Origin of the sequence: Mycobacterium sp. RTGN4, assembly GCF_033804635.1 — a bacterium.
Lineage (GTDB): Bacteria > Actinomycetota > Actinomycetes > Mycobacteriales > Mycobacteriaceae > Mycobacterium.
In genome coordinates this window covers 195,129-210,447 of sequence record NZ_JAPZLB010000001.1, presented here as the reverse complement: position 1 = coordinate 210,447, position 15,319 = coordinate 195,129, and the positions used below count along the sequence as shown (strand labels likewise).

Here is a 15,319-nt window from a genome sequence, read left to right as displayed (position 1 = left end):
CATGACCACACTTGAAGTCAAGGACCTGCACGTCTCGGTCGTCTCGCCCGAAGGCGGCGCCGACATCGAGATCCTCAAGGGCGTCAACCTCACCGTGAAGTCGGGGGAGACGCATGCGGTGATGGGACCCAACGGATCCGGCAAGTCGACGCTGTCGTATGCGATCGCCGGCCATCCCAAGTACACCGTTACCTCGGGTTCGATCACGCTCGACGGCCAGGACGTGCTCGCGATGAGCGTCGACGAACGCGCCCGCGCCGGCCTGTTCCTCGCCATGCAGTACCCCATCGAGGTGCCCGGCGTGTCCATGTCGAACTTCCTTCGCACCGCCGCCACGGCCGTCCGCGGCGAGGCGCCCAAGCTGCGGCACTGGGTCAAGGAAGTCAAGACCGCGATGAGCGAGCTCGACATCGACCCCGCATTCTCGGAACGCAGTGTCAACGAAGGCTTTTCCGGTGGCGAGAAGAAGCGCCACGAGATTCTGCAACTGGGGCTGCTCAAGCCGAAGATCGCCATTCTCGACGAGACCGACTCCGGCCTCGACGTCGACGCACTGCGCGTCGTCAGCGAGGGCGTCAACCGCTTCGCCGAGGCCGAGCACGCAGGCGTGCTGCTGATCACCCACTACACCCGGATCCTGCGCTACATCCAGCCGCAGTTCGTGCATGTGTTCTTCGACGGCCGGATCATCCAGTCGGGTGGCCCCGAACTCGCCGACGAGCTCGAAGAAAACGGCTACGAACGGTTCACACAGGCCGCGGCCGCCGGAGCCTGACATGACGACCTCGGTACGGACCTTGGACGCAAGCGAGGTGGCGAGGATCAGGGCCGACTTCCCGATCCTGGGCCGAGTGATGCGTGGCGGAAAGCAGTTGGCGTACTTGGATTCCGGAGCCACGTCGCAGAAGCCGCTACAGGTGCTCGACGCCGAGCGAGAGTTCCTGATCACGTCCAACGGGGCCGTGCACCGCGGTGCGCATCAGCTGATGGAGGAGTCCACCGATGCCTACGAGGAGGGCCGGGCGGACATCGCGGCCTTCGTCGGCGCGGACACCGACGAACTCGTGTTCACGAAGAACGCCACCGAGGCGATCAACCTGGTGTCGTACGCGTTGGGGGACTCGCGATTCGAGCGCGCGGTCGGTCCCGGCGACGTCATCGTCACCACCGAGCTAGAACATCACGCCAACCTGATCCCCTGGCAGGAGTTGGCCCGCCGCACGGGTGCCACCCTGCGTTGGTATGCGGTCACCGCCGACGGGCGCATCGACCTCGACTCACTCGAACTCGACGAGCGGGTGAAAGTCGTTGCGTTCAGCCATCACTCGAACGTCACCGGTGCCATCGCGCCGGTCGCGGAAATCGTCAGGCGGGCTCGGTCTGTTGGCGCATTGACCGTTTTAGACGCCTGCCAGTCGGTGCCCCATCAGCCCGTCGACTTCCATGCCCTCGACGTCGACTTCGCCGCGTTCTCGGGCCACAAGATGCTGGGCCCCACCGGAATCGGGGTGCTCTACGGCAGGCGCGCGTTGCTTGACGCGATGCCGCCGTTCCTCACCGGCGGATCGATGATCGAGACCGTAACCATGGAAGCCACCACGTATGCGCCCGCCCCGCAGCGCTTCGAGGCCGGCACGCCGATGACCTCGCAGGTGGTCGGATTGGCGGCTGCTGCAAGGTATTTGAGTGCAATCGGGATGGCTGCTGTCGAGGCGCACGAGGACGAGCTAGTGGCCGCGGCCCTGGTCGGGCTCGCTCAGGTCGACGGGGTCCGGATCGTCGGCCCTACGTCGCTGGACCATCGGGGCTCGCCAGTGAGCTTCGTGGTCGACGGCATTCACGCCCACGACGTGGGCCAGGTGCTCGACGACGAGGGCGTCGCCGTCCGCGTCGGCCACCATTGCGCGTGGCCGCTGCACCGACGGTTTGGCATAGCGGCCACCGCGCGGGCGTCGTTCGCGGTGTACAACACGCTTGACGAGGTGGACCGCCTGGTGGCGGGGATCGAGCGCGCGGTCGAGTTCTTCGGACGGGAGTGAGTTCGCCGTGCGAATGGAACAGATGTACCAGGAAGTCATCCTGGATCACTACAAGCATCCGCACCATCGCGGGCTGCGCGAACCCTTCGGCGCCGAGGTCACTCACGTCAACCCGACGTGCGGCGACGAGGTGACGCTGCGGGTGGCGCTCTCCGACGACGGGGAGACGGTCGAGGACATCTCCTACGACGGACAGGGCTGTTCGATCAGCCAGGCGGCGACTTCGGTGCTGACCGATCAGGTGATCGGGCAGAGCGTCGGCGATGCGCTCAAGACGGTGGCAGCGTTCACCGAGATGATTTCGTCCCGCGGCAACGTCGAGGGGGACGAGGATGTGATTGGTGACGGCATCGCGTTCGCGGGTGTGGCCAAATACCCGGCCCGGGTGAAGTGCGCGCTGCTTGGCTGGATGGCATTCAAGGACGCGGTGGCGCAAGCCAGCGACGATGTGGAGGAACGCAGATGAGTGAAACCGCTTCGGACGAAGTCCTGGCTGACCTCGAGGAGGCGATGCGCGATGTCGTCGACCCCGAACTCGGCATCAACGTCGTCGACCTTGGTCTGGTCTACGGCCTCGACATCGAAGAGGGCGACGCAGGCACCAAGGTGGCGTTGATCGACATGACGTTGACCTCGGCCGCCTGCCCGCTCACCGACGTGATCGAGGATCAGTCGCGCACCGCACTCGTCGGCGCGGGGCTGGTTCAGGAGATCAAGATCAACTGGGTGTGGAACCCGCCGTGGGGTCCGGACAAGATCACCGACGACGGCCGCGAGCAGCTCCGAGCCTTGGGCTTCACGGTTTAGTCCGCTAACCGCCCTGGCGCCGGTCGCCGCAATGACCGTCGTTGGACGGTTGCAAATAGACGGCCGTGGCTTGCAGGATGCCGCTGCCATCCTTGGTGCCTCTGGCTGCTAGGCACTTGCCGACTGCGATTGCCGAGGTGTCAGGTCGACTGCGCTTGGCAAAACGGGTATCAGGCGTGACCGTTACCGCGGTCTGACTGTTGTTAGCCGCTGTCAAGACGATCACGTTGTCGCTCACCGACGCGATCGTTCCGGCGATCCCGCGTCCGCCACACTGACCGTTGGCCCCCGGGCCGACCACCATCGCAGCAGCGGTGACCGTGGGCGGTCTGGTGCTGTCCTTCGTAGGCAACACCACGGCGCACTCACCCGTGATGACGTCGGTCAGCTGACCCGGCGTGACCTCGACGACTCGGGTCGATGGGCCGACGTCGACCGTGACTGGCCCGTTTGATCCGGCCAACGTCACCGTGCTACCGGTTACCGATCCGATCAGGCCGAATGCCTTGTCCTTGCCGTCGTTGCCTGCCGCTCCCGGGGAGGGGCCGGCCGACGGCGCCGCCAGCTTGGTGCTGGAAGCCGACGTCGAAGGCGGGTTAGACGATCCGCAACCCGCAAGCGACAGAGCGGCAAGTCCGGCGACGGCGACTGCCGCACAACGGGATACGCGGGCTGAAATGACCAGCGCTTCACCGTCCGCGCCAGCTCTGTGATCATGCTTTGACGGCGATGTGAGGTCGCTATAGAGCTCCGTCGAAAAGTCCATGGCCTAGGGTAGAACCAATGGACAGCGACGCCTACGTCAGCACCCGCCGCCAACTCCGAGGTGTCGCAGAAAGCCTCGTCGCAGGCCCGCAGCACCGCGCCACGGGCACCATTCGGCTCGCGGTGCGGCCGGATGGTTTCGTCGGCGTCGAGCTTCCGCTCGCCGTACACGGGGTCGAATTCAGTTGGCCAGACGGCTCGGCGCCCCTCGATGGCCGCGTCGGTGACCTCGCGGAGGCGGCAGGCCTGCAGTACGGCCCACCGGACGGTGTCTACGAAATCACCGACCCCTTGGCGGCCGACGCAGTGCTGAACATCGATCCTGCGGCCGCGGAACTCGTCCACCGCAGCCTCTACGCAGGCGGCTACGCCATCAAACAAGTGCTCCCCGAAGGACATCCGGTCTTGTGGCCGGAGCACTTCGACGTCGCGGTCATCGAGGCCGAGGTGAACTACGGCGTATCAGCCGGCGACTCGTACCACGCGCTGCCATACGCGTACGTCGGCCCGTGGACGCTTCGGACGGGACCGTTCTGGAACGCTCCGTTCGGAGCCGTGCAGCCCCTGGATCCAGCCCACGACGTCGACGAACTGGCCGCGGACATCGGCGCGTTCCTGATGCGCGGCCGGACGTTGCTGGAATCAGGGTGAGTCCAACGGAATCGCGGCCTGGCGTCGCGCGTTGGACCACCACGTGACATACGACGAACGCGTAAGCGACCTCTTCCAGCCGTGGACGGTCCGCTCGTTGACGGTGCCCAATAGGTTCGCGATGGCCCCGATGACCCGCCAGGCGTCCCCTGGCGGCATCCCGGGCGCGGACGTCGCCGAGTACTACCGCAAGCGCGCCGCGGGCGGGGTCGGCCTGATCATCACCGAAGGCGTCCGGCTACCCGACCCGGCGGCGGGGTACCCGTACGCCATCCCGACCCTTGCCGGGGACGACGTGCTCGCTGGATGGAGTCGCGTGGTGGACGCCGTGCACGGTGCGGGTGGCACCATTGCCGCGCAGTTGTGGCACCAGGGCGCCCGCCGCGACGATGCCGACGGCGTCACCCCGGTCGGTCCCTCCGGCGTCGACGGGCTCGGTCCCAAGGGCCGCGCGTTGCGGACCGAAGAACTCGGCGCCGTCGCCGACCTGTTCGCCCGAGCTGCCCGAACGGCGCGCGAGCTGGGCTTCGACGCCGTCGAGTTGCATGGCGCGCATGGCTACCTGCTGGATCAATTCCTGTGGGAAAGAACGAATCTTCGCACCGATGGCTATGGTGGCGGCCTGTCCGAACGCACCCGCTTCCCGGCCGAGGTGGTGGCCGCGGTGCGGACGGCCGTCGGCCCCGACTTCCCGATCATCTTCCGGTTCTCACAGTGGAAGCAGACCGATTACGCCGCGTCGATTGTCGAAAATCCCACGGAATTGCAGGAGCTGCTATCGCCGCTCGTCGACGCGGGCGTCGACGTCTTTCACCCGTCCACTCGACGGCATTACACGCCGGCCTTCCCGGACGCGCACCCCGGACTGAGCCTGCCCGGATGGACCAAGAAGGTCGCCGGCGTGCCGGTCATTGCGGTCGGCTCGGTCGGCCTGGAGACGGAGTTCACGCCGGGCGCCCCCGGGGGGCATATCTCGCCCGCGCCAGTCGACCGGTTGCTCGATCAGTTCCAGGCCGGAGAATTCGACGTGGTGGCCATCGGACGGGCCCTGCTCGCCGACCCGGCGTGGGTGAACCGGCTGCGCGACGACGCCCTGGATGGGTTCAATGGATTCGACGCCGAGGTCGCGCTGGCGCAGCTGAGCTGACCACATACTGGGAACAACCAGGTCAACCACAACGTTGGGAGAGACGTGAGTACGCAAGACATCACTGCTGAGCAGTTCAACGACACCATCAACGACAACGACATCGTGCTGGTCGACTTCTGGGCGGAATGGTGCGGCCCGTGTAAGGCGTTCGCACCGACCTTCAAGGCGTCGTCAGACAAGCATCCCGACGTCGTCCACGCGAAGGTGGACACGGAGGCCGAGCAGGCCCTCGCGTCGGCCGCGGAGATCCAGGCGATCCCGACGCTGATGGCGTTCAAGAAGGGCCACATGGTCTTTCGACACTCGGGCATGCTGCCCGCGAAGGAGCTCGACGGCATCATCTCGCAGCTCAAGGACCTGGACATCGAAGCCGCCATCGCCGCACAGGCGGAGTCCGAACAGGCCTGATGGCACGCACGCGATAGCGTGCACTTCGTGAGCGAGCAAAACCCGCTGGTACTGGTCGAGTATCCGCAGCCCCACGTGGCGTTGGTGACCCTGAACAGGCCCGAGCGGATGAATTCGATGGCGTTCGACGTCATGGTGCCGTTCAAGAAGGTTCTCGACGAACTGAACGTCGACAACGAGACCCGGGTGGTCGTGCTCACCGGGGCCGGGCGCGGATTCTCCTCGGGCGCCGATCACAAGTCGGCCGGCTCGGTGCCGCATGTCGACGGATTGACCCGGCCCAGCTTCGCGCTGCGGTCGATGGAAGTGCTCGACGACGTGATTCTCGCCATACGCAAGCTGCATCAGCCGGTCATTGCCGCGGTGAACGGGGCGGCCATCGGCGGTGGTTTGTGCTTGGCGTTGGCCTGCGACATCCGGCTCGCGGCCCAGAGTGCGTACTTCCGCGCGGCGGGTATCAACAACGGGTTGACGGCGAGCGAACTTGGGCTCTCGTACCTGCTACCTCGGGCGATAGGTACGTCGCGGGCGTTCGAGGCAATGCTCACGGGCCGTGACATCGACGCCGCCGAGGCTGAACGAATCGGATTGGTGTCCCGCGCCGTGCCCGACGACGAGCTGCTCGGGGCCTGCTATCAGCTGGCCGAGCGCATCGCCTCGTTTTCGCGACCTGGAATCGAGTTGACCAAGCGCACGCTCTGGAGTGGACTGGACGCCGGTAGCCTGGAAGGTCATATGCAGGCCGAGGGCCTGGGTCAATTGTTCGTTCGGTTACTTACCGCCAATTTCGAGGAAGCGGTCGCTGCGCGCGCCGAGAAGCGACCCGCAGTCTTCACCGACGATAAGTAAGACTTAGACAAGTAAGACGAATTAGGAGTGCAGCGTGATCACCGCAACGGACCTCGAGGTCCGCGCCGGAGCGCGCACGCTGCTGTCCATCGACGGCGCGGCCCTGCGAATTCAGCCAGGCGATCGCATCGGGCTCGTCGGTCGCAACGGCGCCGGCAAGACCACCACGATGCGCATCCTCGCCGGCGAAGGCGAACCGTATGCCGGCACGATAGAACGCACCGGTGAGATCGGTTACCTCCCACAGGATCCCCGGGAGGGTGACCTAGACATGCTGGCCCGCGACCGCGTGCTCTCTGCGCGCGGGCTCGACACGCTGCTCTCCGACTTGGAGAAGCAGCAGGCGATCATGGCCGAGGTCGCCGACGACACCGCGCGCGACAAGGCGGTACGCCGCTACGGGGAACTCGAGGAGCGGTTCTCCGCGCTCGGTGGATACGCCGCGGAGAGCGAAGCGGGCCGGATCTGCGCGAGTCTCGGCCTGCCGGAACGGGTGCTGACGCAGCCGTTGCGCACCCTCTCTGGTGGACAGCGGCGCCGTGTCGAACTCAGCCGCATCCTGTTCGCCGCATCGGACACCGGCTCCGGGTCGGACACCACGCTGCTGCTCGACGAGCCGACCAACCACCTCGACGCCGACTCGATCGGCTGGTTGCGGGCCTTCCTGCAGAGCCATACCGGTGGTCTGGTGGTCATCAGCCACAACGTCGAGTTGCTCGCCGACGTCGTCAACAGGGTGTGGTTCCTCGACGCCGTCCGTGGCGAGGCGGACGTCTACAACATGGGCTGGCAGAAGTACTTGGACGCCCGCGCCACCGACGAGCAGCGCAGGCGGCGCGAACGCGCGAATGCCGAGCGCAAGGCAGGCGCACTGCGCACGCAGGCCGCCAAGATGGGCGCCAAGGCCACCAAAGCCGTTGCCGCCCAGAACATGTTGCGCCGTGCCGATCGGATGATGGCCTCGTTGGACGAGGAGCGAGTGGCCGACAGGGTGGCGAAGATCAGGTTCCCCACCCCTGCCGTGTGCGGCCGCACCCCGCTGGTCGGCAAGGGATTGACCAAGACTTACGGGTCACTGGAGATCTTCACCGGCGTCGACCTGTCGATCGACAAGGGCTCGCGCGTGGTCATTCTCGGCCTCAACGGTGCCGGCAAGACCACGCTGTTGCGCATCCTCGCGGGAGCCGAGACCGCTGACGCGGGCGCGGTAGAGCCCGGCCACGGGCTCAAGCTCGGCTACTTCGCCCAGGAACACGACACCATCGACGGATTGGCGTCGGTGTGGGAGAACATCCGGCATGCCGCTCCGGATACCGGCGAACAGGATCTCCGTAGCCTGCTGGGAGCCTTCATGTTCACCGGCCCTCAGCTCGACCAGCCCGCGGGCACACTGTCTGGTGGCGAGAAGACCCGGCTGGCCCTAGCTGGACTCGTCGCATCGACGGCGAATGTGCTGCTGCTCGACGAGCCGACGAACAACCTGGACCCCGCCTCTCGCGAACAGGTCCTCGACGCGCTGCGCAGCTATGTCGGTGCGGTGGTCCTGGTCACCCACGACCCGGGTGCGGCGGAAGCGCTCGACCCGCAGCGAGTGGTGTTGCTGCCCGACGGGACCGAGGACTACTGGTCCGACGAGTACCGCGACCTCATCGAATTGGCCTGAGGCCGACCCCAACCCGATCTACCACCGGGTTTGCTGCATTTTCGCTTCGCGTGATTAACCGGTAGCTGGGTTGGGTAACCGGGTCCCCATGGGGCGATTGGGGAGAGGTCTATGACTGAGTTAAACCTGTCGCGGGACGAGCTGCTCACCGAGTTGCGCCGCGCGTATGAAAATGGGGCAAGCATTCGTTCGCTGGTGGCCTCCACCGGGCGATCGTACGGGTCGATACACAGCATGTTGCGTGAGTCGGGCACGACCATGCGCAGTCGCGGCGGGCCCAACCACCGGTCACGACGTCAGTCTGCCTGACGTACCGATGCCTCGACCAAATCTAGTACGGCACTGAGCTTCTCGGGATCATCACCGGACGAAAGTCGGGCGACGAGTCCGTCGAGAACCAGATCAAGGTACGTATGCAGCACTTCGCTCGGGACGTCGTCACGCAGCCGGCCAGCCTGCTTCTGCTTGCGCAACCGCTCAGTGGTAGCCGCATACAGTTCGGCTGACCGCTCGGCCCAACCTTGGTGAAAGTCGGGATCGGTGCGCAACTTTCGCGCGATCTCCAGCCGGGTGGCCAACCAGTCGAACTGCTCGGGAGCGGCCAGCATGTCGCGCATCACCTGGATCAAGCCTTCGCGGGACGCCACGTCCGCCATTCGCTCCGCGTCCTCGCGCGCAAGCTCGAAGAACAGCGTGTCCTTGTCGCGAAAGTGGTGGAAGATGGCGCCGCGCGACAGCCCGATGATCTGCTCGAGCCGCCGCACGGTCGCCTTTTCGTAGCCGTACTCCGCGAAACACCGTCGCGCGCCGTCGAGAATCTGGCGGCGCCGTGCCGCCAGATGGTCGTCGGTCACCCGAGGCAACGAACCGTCTTCTCTACTAGGCGCCTGGCCGCGATCGTCAGTTCGCCTTCAGCATGTTCCGCAGCACGTACTGCAGGATGCCGCCGTTGCGGTAGTAGTCCGCTTCTCCAGGAGTGTCGATGCGGACAACGGCGTCGAACTCGACCTTGCTGCCGTCACCCTTGGTAGCGGTGACGTGCATGGTCTTTGGCGTCTTGCCCTCGTTGAGGGCCTCGACGCCCGAGATGTCGAACGTCTCGGTGCCGTCCAGCTTGAGCGACGCCGCCGATTCTCCAGCGGGGAACTGCAGCGGGACGACGCCCATGCCGATCAGGTTCGATCGGTGAATGCGCTCGAACGACTCGGTGATGACCGCGCGCACGCCCAGCAGGCTGGTGCCCTTGGCCGCCCAGTCCCGCGAAGAACCGGACCCATACTCCTTGCCGCCCAGCACCACCAGCGGAATGCCCTGCGCCGCATAGTTCTGCGACGCGTCGTAGATGAACGCCTGCGGCCCGCCATCTTGAGTGAAGTCGCGGGTGTAGCCGCCCGAGACGTCGTCGAGCAGTTGGTTCTTGAGCCGGATGTTCGCGAACGTTCCGCGAATCATCACCTCGTGGTTGCCGCGCCTCGAGCCGTAGGAGTTGTAGTCCAACTTGGCGACGCCGTTTTCCTCGAGGTACTGCGCCGCGGGAGTACCCGCCTTGATGTTGCCCGCGGGGGAGATGTGATCGGTGGTGACCGAATCACCAAGCAGTGCAAGTACTCTGGCGTCCTTGATGTCGGTGACGGGCTCCGGCTCGGCGGGCATGCCGTCGAAGTACGGTGGCTTGCGCACGTACGTCGACTTCGGGTCCCAGTCGAACGTCTTGCCCTCCGGGGTGGGGAGGTTCCGCCAGCGCTCGTCACCCTTGAACACGTCGGCGTAGCTGTCGGTGAACATCTTCCTGTCGATCGACGACGCGATGACGTCGGAGATCTCCTTCGACGACGGCCAGATGTCCTTCAGGAAAACGTCATTCCCGTCGTTGTCCTGACCGAGCGGTTCGGTCTCGAAGTCGAAGTCCATCGTGCCCGCGAGCGCGTACGCGATGACCAGCGGCGGCGAGGCCAGGTAGTTCATCTTGACGTCGGGGGAGATGCGGCCCTCGAAGTTGCGGTTGCCCGAGAGCACCGCGGTCACCGAGAGGTCGTTGTCGTTGATCGCCTTCGAGATCGCGTCAGGCAGCGGACCGGTGTTGCCGATGCACGTGGTGCAGCCGTAGCCGACCAGGAAGAAGCCCAGCTTCTCCAGGTACGGCCAGACCCCGGCCTTGTCGTAGTAGTCGCTGACCACCTGTGAGCCCGGCGCCATCGACGTCTTGACCCACGGCTTGGAGGTCAGGCCCTTCTCGACGGCGTTGCGGGCCAGCAGTGCCGCGCCAAGCATCACCGAGGGGTTCGACGTGTTGGTGCACGACGTGATCGCGGCGACGACTACCGCGCCGTGATCGAGGACGAACTCGCCCTGTTCGTCGGAGCGCACCTTGACCGGCTTGCTCGGCCTGCCGTGCGAGCCGTTGGCCGCGCTGGGCGTCACGTCGACTGAATCTTCTTCGGCGAAGGACAACGACACCGAATCGCTTGCCGGGAAGGACTCGTCGACGGCCTCGTCGAGCTTGGTCTCTGGCGTCGGGTGGTTCTCCTCGACGTAGTTGTGGATGTCCTTGCGGAACGCGATCTTGGACTCCGACAGCAGAATCCGGTCCTGCGGACGCTTGGGCCCGGCGATGGACGGCACCACGTCGCCGAGGTCGAGCTCGAGGTACTCGGAGAACACCGGCTCCTTGGTCGGGTCGTGCCACATGCCCTGTGCCTTGGCGTACGCCTCGACGAGCGCGAGCTGCGCGTCGGTGCGGCCGGTCAGCCGCAGGTAGTCGACCGTGACGTCGTCGATCGGGAAGATTGCTGCGGTGGAACCGAATTCGGGGCTCATGTTGCCCAGCGTGGCGCGGTTTGCCAGCGGCACCTCGGCGACGCCCTTGCCGTAGAACTCGACGAACTTGCCGACCACGCCGTGCTTGCGCAGCATCTCGGTGACGGTGAGCACCACGTCGGTGGCGGTCACGCCCGGCTTGATCTCGCCGCTGAGCTTGAAGCCGACGACGCGGGGGATGAGCATCGAGACCGGCTGACCCAGCATGGCGGCCTCGGCTTCGATGCCACCGACGCCCCAGCCGAGCACGCCGAGGCCGTTGACCATCGTGGTGTGGCTGTCGGTGCCGACACAGGTATCGGGATAGGCCACGCCGTCCCTGACCATGACGGTGCGGGCCAGGTATTCGATGTTCACCTGGTGCACGATGCCGGTGCCAGGAGGCACCACGCTGAAGTCGTCGAAGGCGCCCTGGCCCCAACGCAGGAACTGATAGCGCTCGCCGTTGCGGGCGTATTCGATTTCGACGTTGCGTTCGAAGGCGTCGCGCTTGCCGAAGACGTCGACGATCACCGAGTGGTCGATCACCATCTCGGCCGGTGCCAACGGGTTGACCTTGTTGGGATCTCCGCCCAGATCGCCGACCGCCTCGCGCATGGTGGCGAGGTCGACGATGCACGGCACGCCGGTGAAGTCCTGCATGATCACCCGGGCCGGGGTGAACTGGATTTCGATGCTCGGATCGGCCGTCGGATCCCAGTTCGCGATGGACTCGATGTGTTCCTTGGTGATGTTGGCGCCGTCCTCGGTGCGCAACAGGTTTTCGGCAAGCACCTTCAGGCTGTACGGGAGCTTCTCGGTGCCGGGTACGGCATCCAGTCGGTAGATCTCGTAACTCTCATCGCCAACCTTCAAGGTGTCGTGAGCGGAGAATGAATTAACGCTGGTCACATCAACTCCCGGTGTAGTTCTCGCCGCGACGGGCTGTGTCGACGGCGCATCCGATTCTAACAGTACGCTTGTCCTGTAAACCACCGCAGGCCGGCTCCAGTGTTGTCCCCATGAGCGCGTGTTGCCAGTCCGCAGGGGCGCGCTGGCGTACCTTCTCTGACGTGACGTCTCCGGGCCTACCGCTCTTCATCCCCAATCAGGTCTGCGGCACGGTCGGGTTGGATCCCAATACGACGCCGGTCGACGCGTGCATGGACAAGGTCGTGCTCGAGGTCGGGAAGGACGGCGTGAGTGCGCCTGCGACGGCCGACCGCGCCGGGTTGGCCCAGGTGGTCACCAACGCCAAGGCGAAGGGCATCGATCTGAAGGTCGTGGTGCTCGGTGAGAACCCGGGAATCGACACTCCGCTGCGGGACGTCGCCACTGCGGTCGCTCACGAATATCCAGGGGCGACCGTGCTCGTCATCAGCCCGACGTTCGCCGGTACTTCCAGCCCGGTATTCGACCGCGTCACGCTCGAGGCCGGCCAGGACGTGGCGAAGATTTCGGGCAATCCGGTGGTGGCATCGCAGAATTTCGTCAACGAGCTGACGACTCCCCATTTTCCGTGGACTTCATTCACGATCGTGCTCGTCGTCGCCGTCGCGTTGGCCGCCGCCGCGACTCGCATGCTGCAGGTTCGGGCCAAGCGGTCGACGGGTGCTGAATCGCCTGTGCCACCGTCGAACTAGTAAATTCGCGCCCTTGCGCAAATCGAACATCTCCATTCGATAACGCTTCGTTCAATTACATGTTTGTAATTCGTGACGAACGTTTCTTTGGCGCTTGATGTGACGTACGGTGCAGAAGATATCTGTTGTTGCAGTTGTGACTCATGTGACTTCTGCGACCACAGGCCTACGACGAATCGTGAAGGTCAGGTTCGCGTCGAGCCTTAGGAGACTTCAGCCCGATGAGATGCATCTCGAGACGCACCCCTCGCGACTCTGCGTTGCGGTTTCTCGGCCGCGTCGGTGCAGGCTCGCTCGCGTTCGCCGTGCTCGTCGCCTCCCTCTTCGCGAATGGTGTTGGCAGTGCCACCGCCGAACCGGGTAGTTCCGAAGGCCTCGCCACGCTCGTCGCGGCCGTCGCGAACGCAAACCAGAAGCTGCAAGACCTCGGCGCGCAGATCCAGGGCCAGCAGGAGAGCATCAACAAGTCGTTGGTCGACGTCCAGACGGCACGCGATGCAGCGGCCACGGCGCAGCAGGAGATCGACGCGAGCCAAACCGGGCTCAGCGATGCCAATGCCAATATCGCAGCGGCCCAAGCGCGTTTCGACACCTTCGCCGCGTCGACCTACGTGAACGGCCCTTCGGGCTCCTATCTGATGGCCAGCGATCCCGCCGACGCCCTTGACACCGCTTCGGCAGGGCAGACCCTTTCGATGAGTACTCAGCAGGCCATGACCGATCTGCGACAGGCCCGCACCGAACAGGTCAACAGAGAGTCCGCCGCCCGGCTCGCCAAGCAGAAGGCCGATGGGGCCGTCGTCGCGGCGCAGTCGAGTCAAGATGCCGCAGTCGCCGCACTGACCCAGGTGCAACAGACGTTCGGCACGCAGAAGGCCGAGTTGGATCGGCTCAGCTCCGAGCGGGCCGCGGCACAGGCCAAGCTCGATCAGGCGCGCCAATGGTCGGCACCGGCCGGCAACGGCACCGCTGCGCCCGGCGCGGCGACGGCGTCCGGCCCGGACGCAGCCAACGCATCGGCGAACTGGGATCGCGCCCCGGCCGCCGCCGCTGCCGGGCCTTCGCAGTGGGACACCCAGTGGGACCCGACGCTGCCCGCAATCCCCAGCGCGTTCGTCAGCGGTGACCCGGTCGCCATCATCAACCAGCTACTCGGCTACGCCACTACGTCGTCGCAACTCACCAGCCAGATGGGGCACAGCTTCCTGCAGAAGCTCGGGCTGGTCCCCACCCAGACCGGATACACCAACGGCGCCATTCCTCGCGTCTACGGCAGGCAGGCCTCGGAGTACGTGATCCAACGCGCGGGCTCACAGATGGGCGTGCCTTACTCGTGGGGTGGCGGCACCGCGGCCGGACCCAGTCGGGGCATCGACTCCGGCGCTGGCACAACCGGATTCGATTGCTCGGGCCTGATCCTCTACGCCTTCGCCGGAGTAGGCATCAAGCTGCCGCACTACTCGGGTGCGCAATACGACCTGGGCCGCAAGATCCCGGCGTCGCAGATGCGGCGTGGCGACGTGATCTTCTACGGGCCCGGTGGCGCGCAGCACGTGACGCTGTACCTCGGCAACGGGCAGATGTTGGAAGCGCCCTATACCGGTTCGGACGTCCATATCTCGCCGGTCCGGACCAGCGGCATGACGCCGTACGTCATCCGATACATCGAATACTGATGGTGGTTTCTTTGCGCTTCAACGTGTTTCGTCGTGCCAACGTGTTCGCCTCAGCGGCGTGCGCGCTCCTGCTGATGGTCGGCGCTGCGGTACCTGCCGCAGCGGACCCCGGCGACGGGCAGTGGGACCCGACGCTTCCGAAGATCGTCAGTTCGGGTGCCCCCGGCGACCCGGTCGCGATCGCCAACGCGTCGTTCCAGGCGAGCGCGATCGCGCTGCAGACGACCCAGAGCCTCGGTCAGCAGTTCCTGTCCAGCATCGGACTGGGCGGCAGTGCGCCGGCAGCGCTGCCGGGCGGTCGGGTGCGCGGGCCCGCGGCGATCGAGTACGTGATCCGACGCGGCGGTTCGCAGATGGGTGTGCCGTACTCGTGGGGCGGCGGGTCGCTCAACGGTCCCAGCGAGGGTGTCGACTACGACACGGGCAAGATCGGCTTCGACTGTTCGGGCTTCACCCGGTACGCGTTCGCGGGCGTCGGCGTTTCGATCCCGAAGTACTCGGGCGACCAATACAACTCCGGGCGGCCGATCGCGCCATCGCAGGCCAAGCGCGGCGATCTGATCTTCTACGGCCCCGGCGGTAGCCAGCACGTCACCATCTTCCTTGGCGGCGGCAAGATGCTCGAAGCGTCGGGTAGTGCCGGAAAGGTCACGGTGAGCCCGGTGCGTACCGCTGGTATGTCGCCGCACCTGGTCCGGTTCATCGAATCCTGATGGGAACCTGATAGCTGGCGGGTGACGTCGACGGATTCCGAACTGCCTGGAATAGTTGGTGGCGAGCGTCCGCCGAGTGGCTCTGGCGCCACCATGTCCAGTTCGTCTGGATCGAACGTCGGAAATGAACGTCGGAAATGAACATCGTCGGATTTGAAC

At 65.5% G+C, this 15,319-nt stretch carries 16 protein-coding genes; 13 read left to right on the top strand and 3 right to left on the bottom strand.

Annotated elements, in window-relative coordinates:
• Nucleotide 1 precedes the first annotated feature (1 nt).
• From sufC to SLQ30_RS00945, 4 genes are read left to right on the top strand one after another with little or no spacing between them, the layout of a single operon-like run.
• Nucleotides 2-775 carry a Fe-S cluster assembly ATPase SufC gene (gene sufC / locus SLQ30_RS00960; RefSeq protein WP_319444972.1) on the top strand — a complete coding sequence of 258 codons (774 nt, stop codon included), beginning with the start codon at nt 2-4 and terminating at the stop codon, nt 773-775.
• A gap of 1 nt (nt 776) precedes the next feature.
• A complete protein-coding gene (locus tag SLQ30_RS00955; RefSeq protein ID WP_319444971.1) occupies nt 777-2,039 on the top strand; it encodes a cysteine desulfurase in 1,263 nt (420 codons plus the stop codon).
• Between the two features lie 13 nt (nt 2,040-2,052).
• On the top strand, nt 2,053-2,505 hold the full coding sequence (gene sufU / locus SLQ30_RS00950) for a Fe-S cluster assembly sulfur transfer protein SufU (protein WP_319445562.1): 453 nt from the start codon (nt 2,053-2,055) through the stop codon (nt 2,503-2,505).
• Complete coding sequence (locus SLQ30_RS00945; RefSeq protein WP_319444970.1) at nt 2,502-2,846, top strand: metal-sulfur cluster assembly factor; 345 nt, start codon at nt 2,502-2,504, stop codon at nt 2,844-2,846. Before sufU ends, SLQ30_RS00945 begins: the two co-directional genes overlap by 4 nt.
• A 4-nt stretch (nt 2,847-2,850) precedes the next feature.
• Here SLQ30_RS00945 and SLQ30_RS00940 read toward each other — a convergent pair whose 3' ends face one another.
• A complete protein-coding gene (locus SLQ30_RS00940) occupies nt 2,851-3,612 on the bottom strand; it encodes a DUF5666 domain-containing protein (protein WP_319444969.1) in 762 nt (253 codons plus the stop codon).
• 17 nt (nt 3,613-3,629) lie between these two features.
• On the opposite strand from SLQ30_RS00940, the gene SLQ30_RS00935 reads away from it, so the two are divergent.
• From SLQ30_RS00935 to SLQ30_RS00910, 6 genes are all read left to right on the top strand, one after another.
• The gene (locus SLQ30_RS00935; RefSeq protein ID WP_319444968.1) at nt 3,630-4,262 is read left to right on the top strand and encodes a hypothetical protein; all 633 of its coding nucleotides are present in this window, start codon (nt 3,630-3,632) and stop codon (nt 4,260-4,262) included.
• Between the two features lie 43 nt (nt 4,263-4,305).
• A complete protein-coding gene (locus SLQ30_RS00930; RefSeq protein ID WP_319444967.1) occupies nt 4,306-5,409 on the top strand; it encodes an NADH:flavin oxidoreductase in 1,104 nt (367 codons plus the stop codon).
• 45 nt (nt 5,410-5,454) lie between these two features.
• Nucleotides 5,455-5,820 (top strand): thioredoxin, encoded by a 366-nt coding sequence (gene trxA, locus SLQ30_RS00925; RefSeq protein WP_319444966.1) that lies wholly within the window; start codon nt 5,455-5,457, stop codon nt 5,818-5,820.
• Nucleotides 5,821-5,838: 18 nt separating this feature from the next.
• Complete coding sequence (locus SLQ30_RS00920; protein WP_319444965.1) at nt 5,839-6,669, top strand: enoyl-CoA hydratase; 831 nt, start codon at nt 5,839-5,841, stop codon at nt 6,667-6,669.
• Nucleotides 6,670-6,703: 34 nt separating this feature from the next.
• On the top strand, nt 6,704-8,332 hold the full coding sequence (locus tag SLQ30_RS00915; RefSeq protein ID WP_319444964.1) for an ABC-F family ATP-binding cassette domain-containing protein: 1,629 nt from the start codon (nt 6,704-6,706) through the stop codon (nt 8,330-8,332).
• A gap of 111 nt (nt 8,333-8,443) precedes the next feature.
• Nucleotides 8,444-8,641, top strand: a complete 198-nt coding sequence (locus SLQ30_RS00910) for a helix-turn-helix domain-containing protein (RefSeq protein ID WP_319444963.1) — start codon at nt 8,444-8,446, stop codon at nt 8,639-8,641.
• On the opposite strand, the gene SLQ30_RS00905 is transcribed toward SLQ30_RS00910, so the two are convergent.
• Both SLQ30_RS00905 and SLQ30_RS00900 read right to left on the bottom strand, forming a co-directional pair.
• Nucleotides 8,629-9,195 carry a helix-turn-helix domain-containing protein gene (locus SLQ30_RS00905; protein ID WP_319444962.1) on the bottom strand — a complete coding sequence of 189 codons (567 nt, stop codon included), beginning with the start codon at nt 9,193-9,195 and terminating at the stop codon, nt 8,629-8,631. The genes SLQ30_RS00910 and SLQ30_RS00905 overlap by 13 nt on opposite strands.
• Nucleotides 9,196-9,232: 37 nt before the next feature.
• Nucleotides 9,233-12,040: an aconitate hydratase gene (locus tag SLQ30_RS00900; RefSeq protein ID WP_319444961.1), complete on the bottom strand. Its 2,808-nt coding sequence runs from the start codon at nt 12,038-12,040 to the stop codon at nt 9,233-9,235.
• 161 nt (nt 12,041-12,201) lie between these two features.
• Here SLQ30_RS00900 and SLQ30_RS00895 point away from each other — a divergent pair, with 161 nt between their 5' ends.
• The 3 genes from SLQ30_RS00895 to ripB all read left to right on the top strand — a co-directional run bounded on the left by SLQ30_RS00895 (nt 12,202) and on the right by ripB (nt 15,160).
• Nucleotides 12,202-12,771, top strand: a complete 570-nt coding sequence (locus tag SLQ30_RS00895; RefSeq protein ID WP_319444960.1) for a DUF6676 family protein — start codon at nt 12,202-12,204, stop codon at nt 12,769-12,771.
• 221 nt (nt 12,772-12,992) lie between these two features.
• The gene (gene ripA / locus SLQ30_RS00890; protein WP_319444959.1) at nt 12,993-14,447 is read left to right on the top strand and encodes an NlpC/P60 family peptidoglycan endopeptidase RipA; all 1,455 of its coding nucleotides are present in this window, start codon (nt 12,993-12,995) and stop codon (nt 14,445-14,447) included.
• Nucleotides 14,447-15,160: an NlpC/P60 family peptidoglycan endopeptidase RipB gene (gene ripB, locus SLQ30_RS00885; protein ID WP_413467893.1), complete on the top strand. Its 714-nt coding sequence runs from the start codon at nt 14,447-14,449 to the stop codon at nt 15,158-15,160. The genes ripA and ripB overlap by 1 nt, the downstream gene beginning before the upstream one ends.
• Nucleotides 15,161-15,319 lie beyond the last annotated feature (159 nt).

What these genes read in the sequence shown, in the direction of transcription:
- sufC (WP_319444972.1), top strand. Translation starts at nt 2, where the DNA reads ATGACCACACTTGAAGTCAAGGACCTGCACGTCTCGGTCGTCTCGCCC.
- SLQ30_RS00955 (WP_319444971.1), top strand. Translation starts at nt 777, where the DNA reads ATGACGACCTCGGTACGGACCTTGGACGCAAGCGAGGTGGCGAGGATC.
- sufU (WP_319445562.1), top strand. Translation starts at nt 2,053, where the DNA reads ATGGAACAGATGTACCAGGAAGTCATCCTGGATCACTACAAGCATCCG.
- SLQ30_RS00945 (WP_319444970.1), top strand. Translation starts at nt 2,502, where the DNA reads ATGAGTGAAACCGCTTCGGACGAAGTCCTGGCTGACCTCGAGGAGGCG.
- SLQ30_RS00940 (WP_319444969.1), bottom strand. Translation starts at nt 3,612, where the DNA reads ATGGACTTTTCGACGGAGCTCTATAGCGACCTCACATCGCCGTCAAAG.
- SLQ30_RS00935 (WP_319444968.1), top strand. Translation starts at nt 3,630, where the DNA reads ATGGACAGCGACGCCTACGTCAGCACCCGCCGCCAACTCCGAGGTGTC.
- SLQ30_RS00910 (WP_319444963.1), top strand. Translation starts at nt 8,444, where the DNA reads ATGACTGAGTTAAACCTGTCGCGGGACGAGCTGCTCACCGAGTTGCGC.
- ripA (WP_319444959.1), top strand. Translation starts at nt 12,993, where the DNA reads ATGAGATGCATCTCGAGACGCACCCCTCGCGACTCTGCGTTGCGGTTT.
- ripB (WP_413467893.1), top strand. Translation starts at nt 14,447, where the DNA reads ATGGTGGTTTCTTTGCGCTTCAACGTGTTTCGTCGTGCCAACGTGTTC.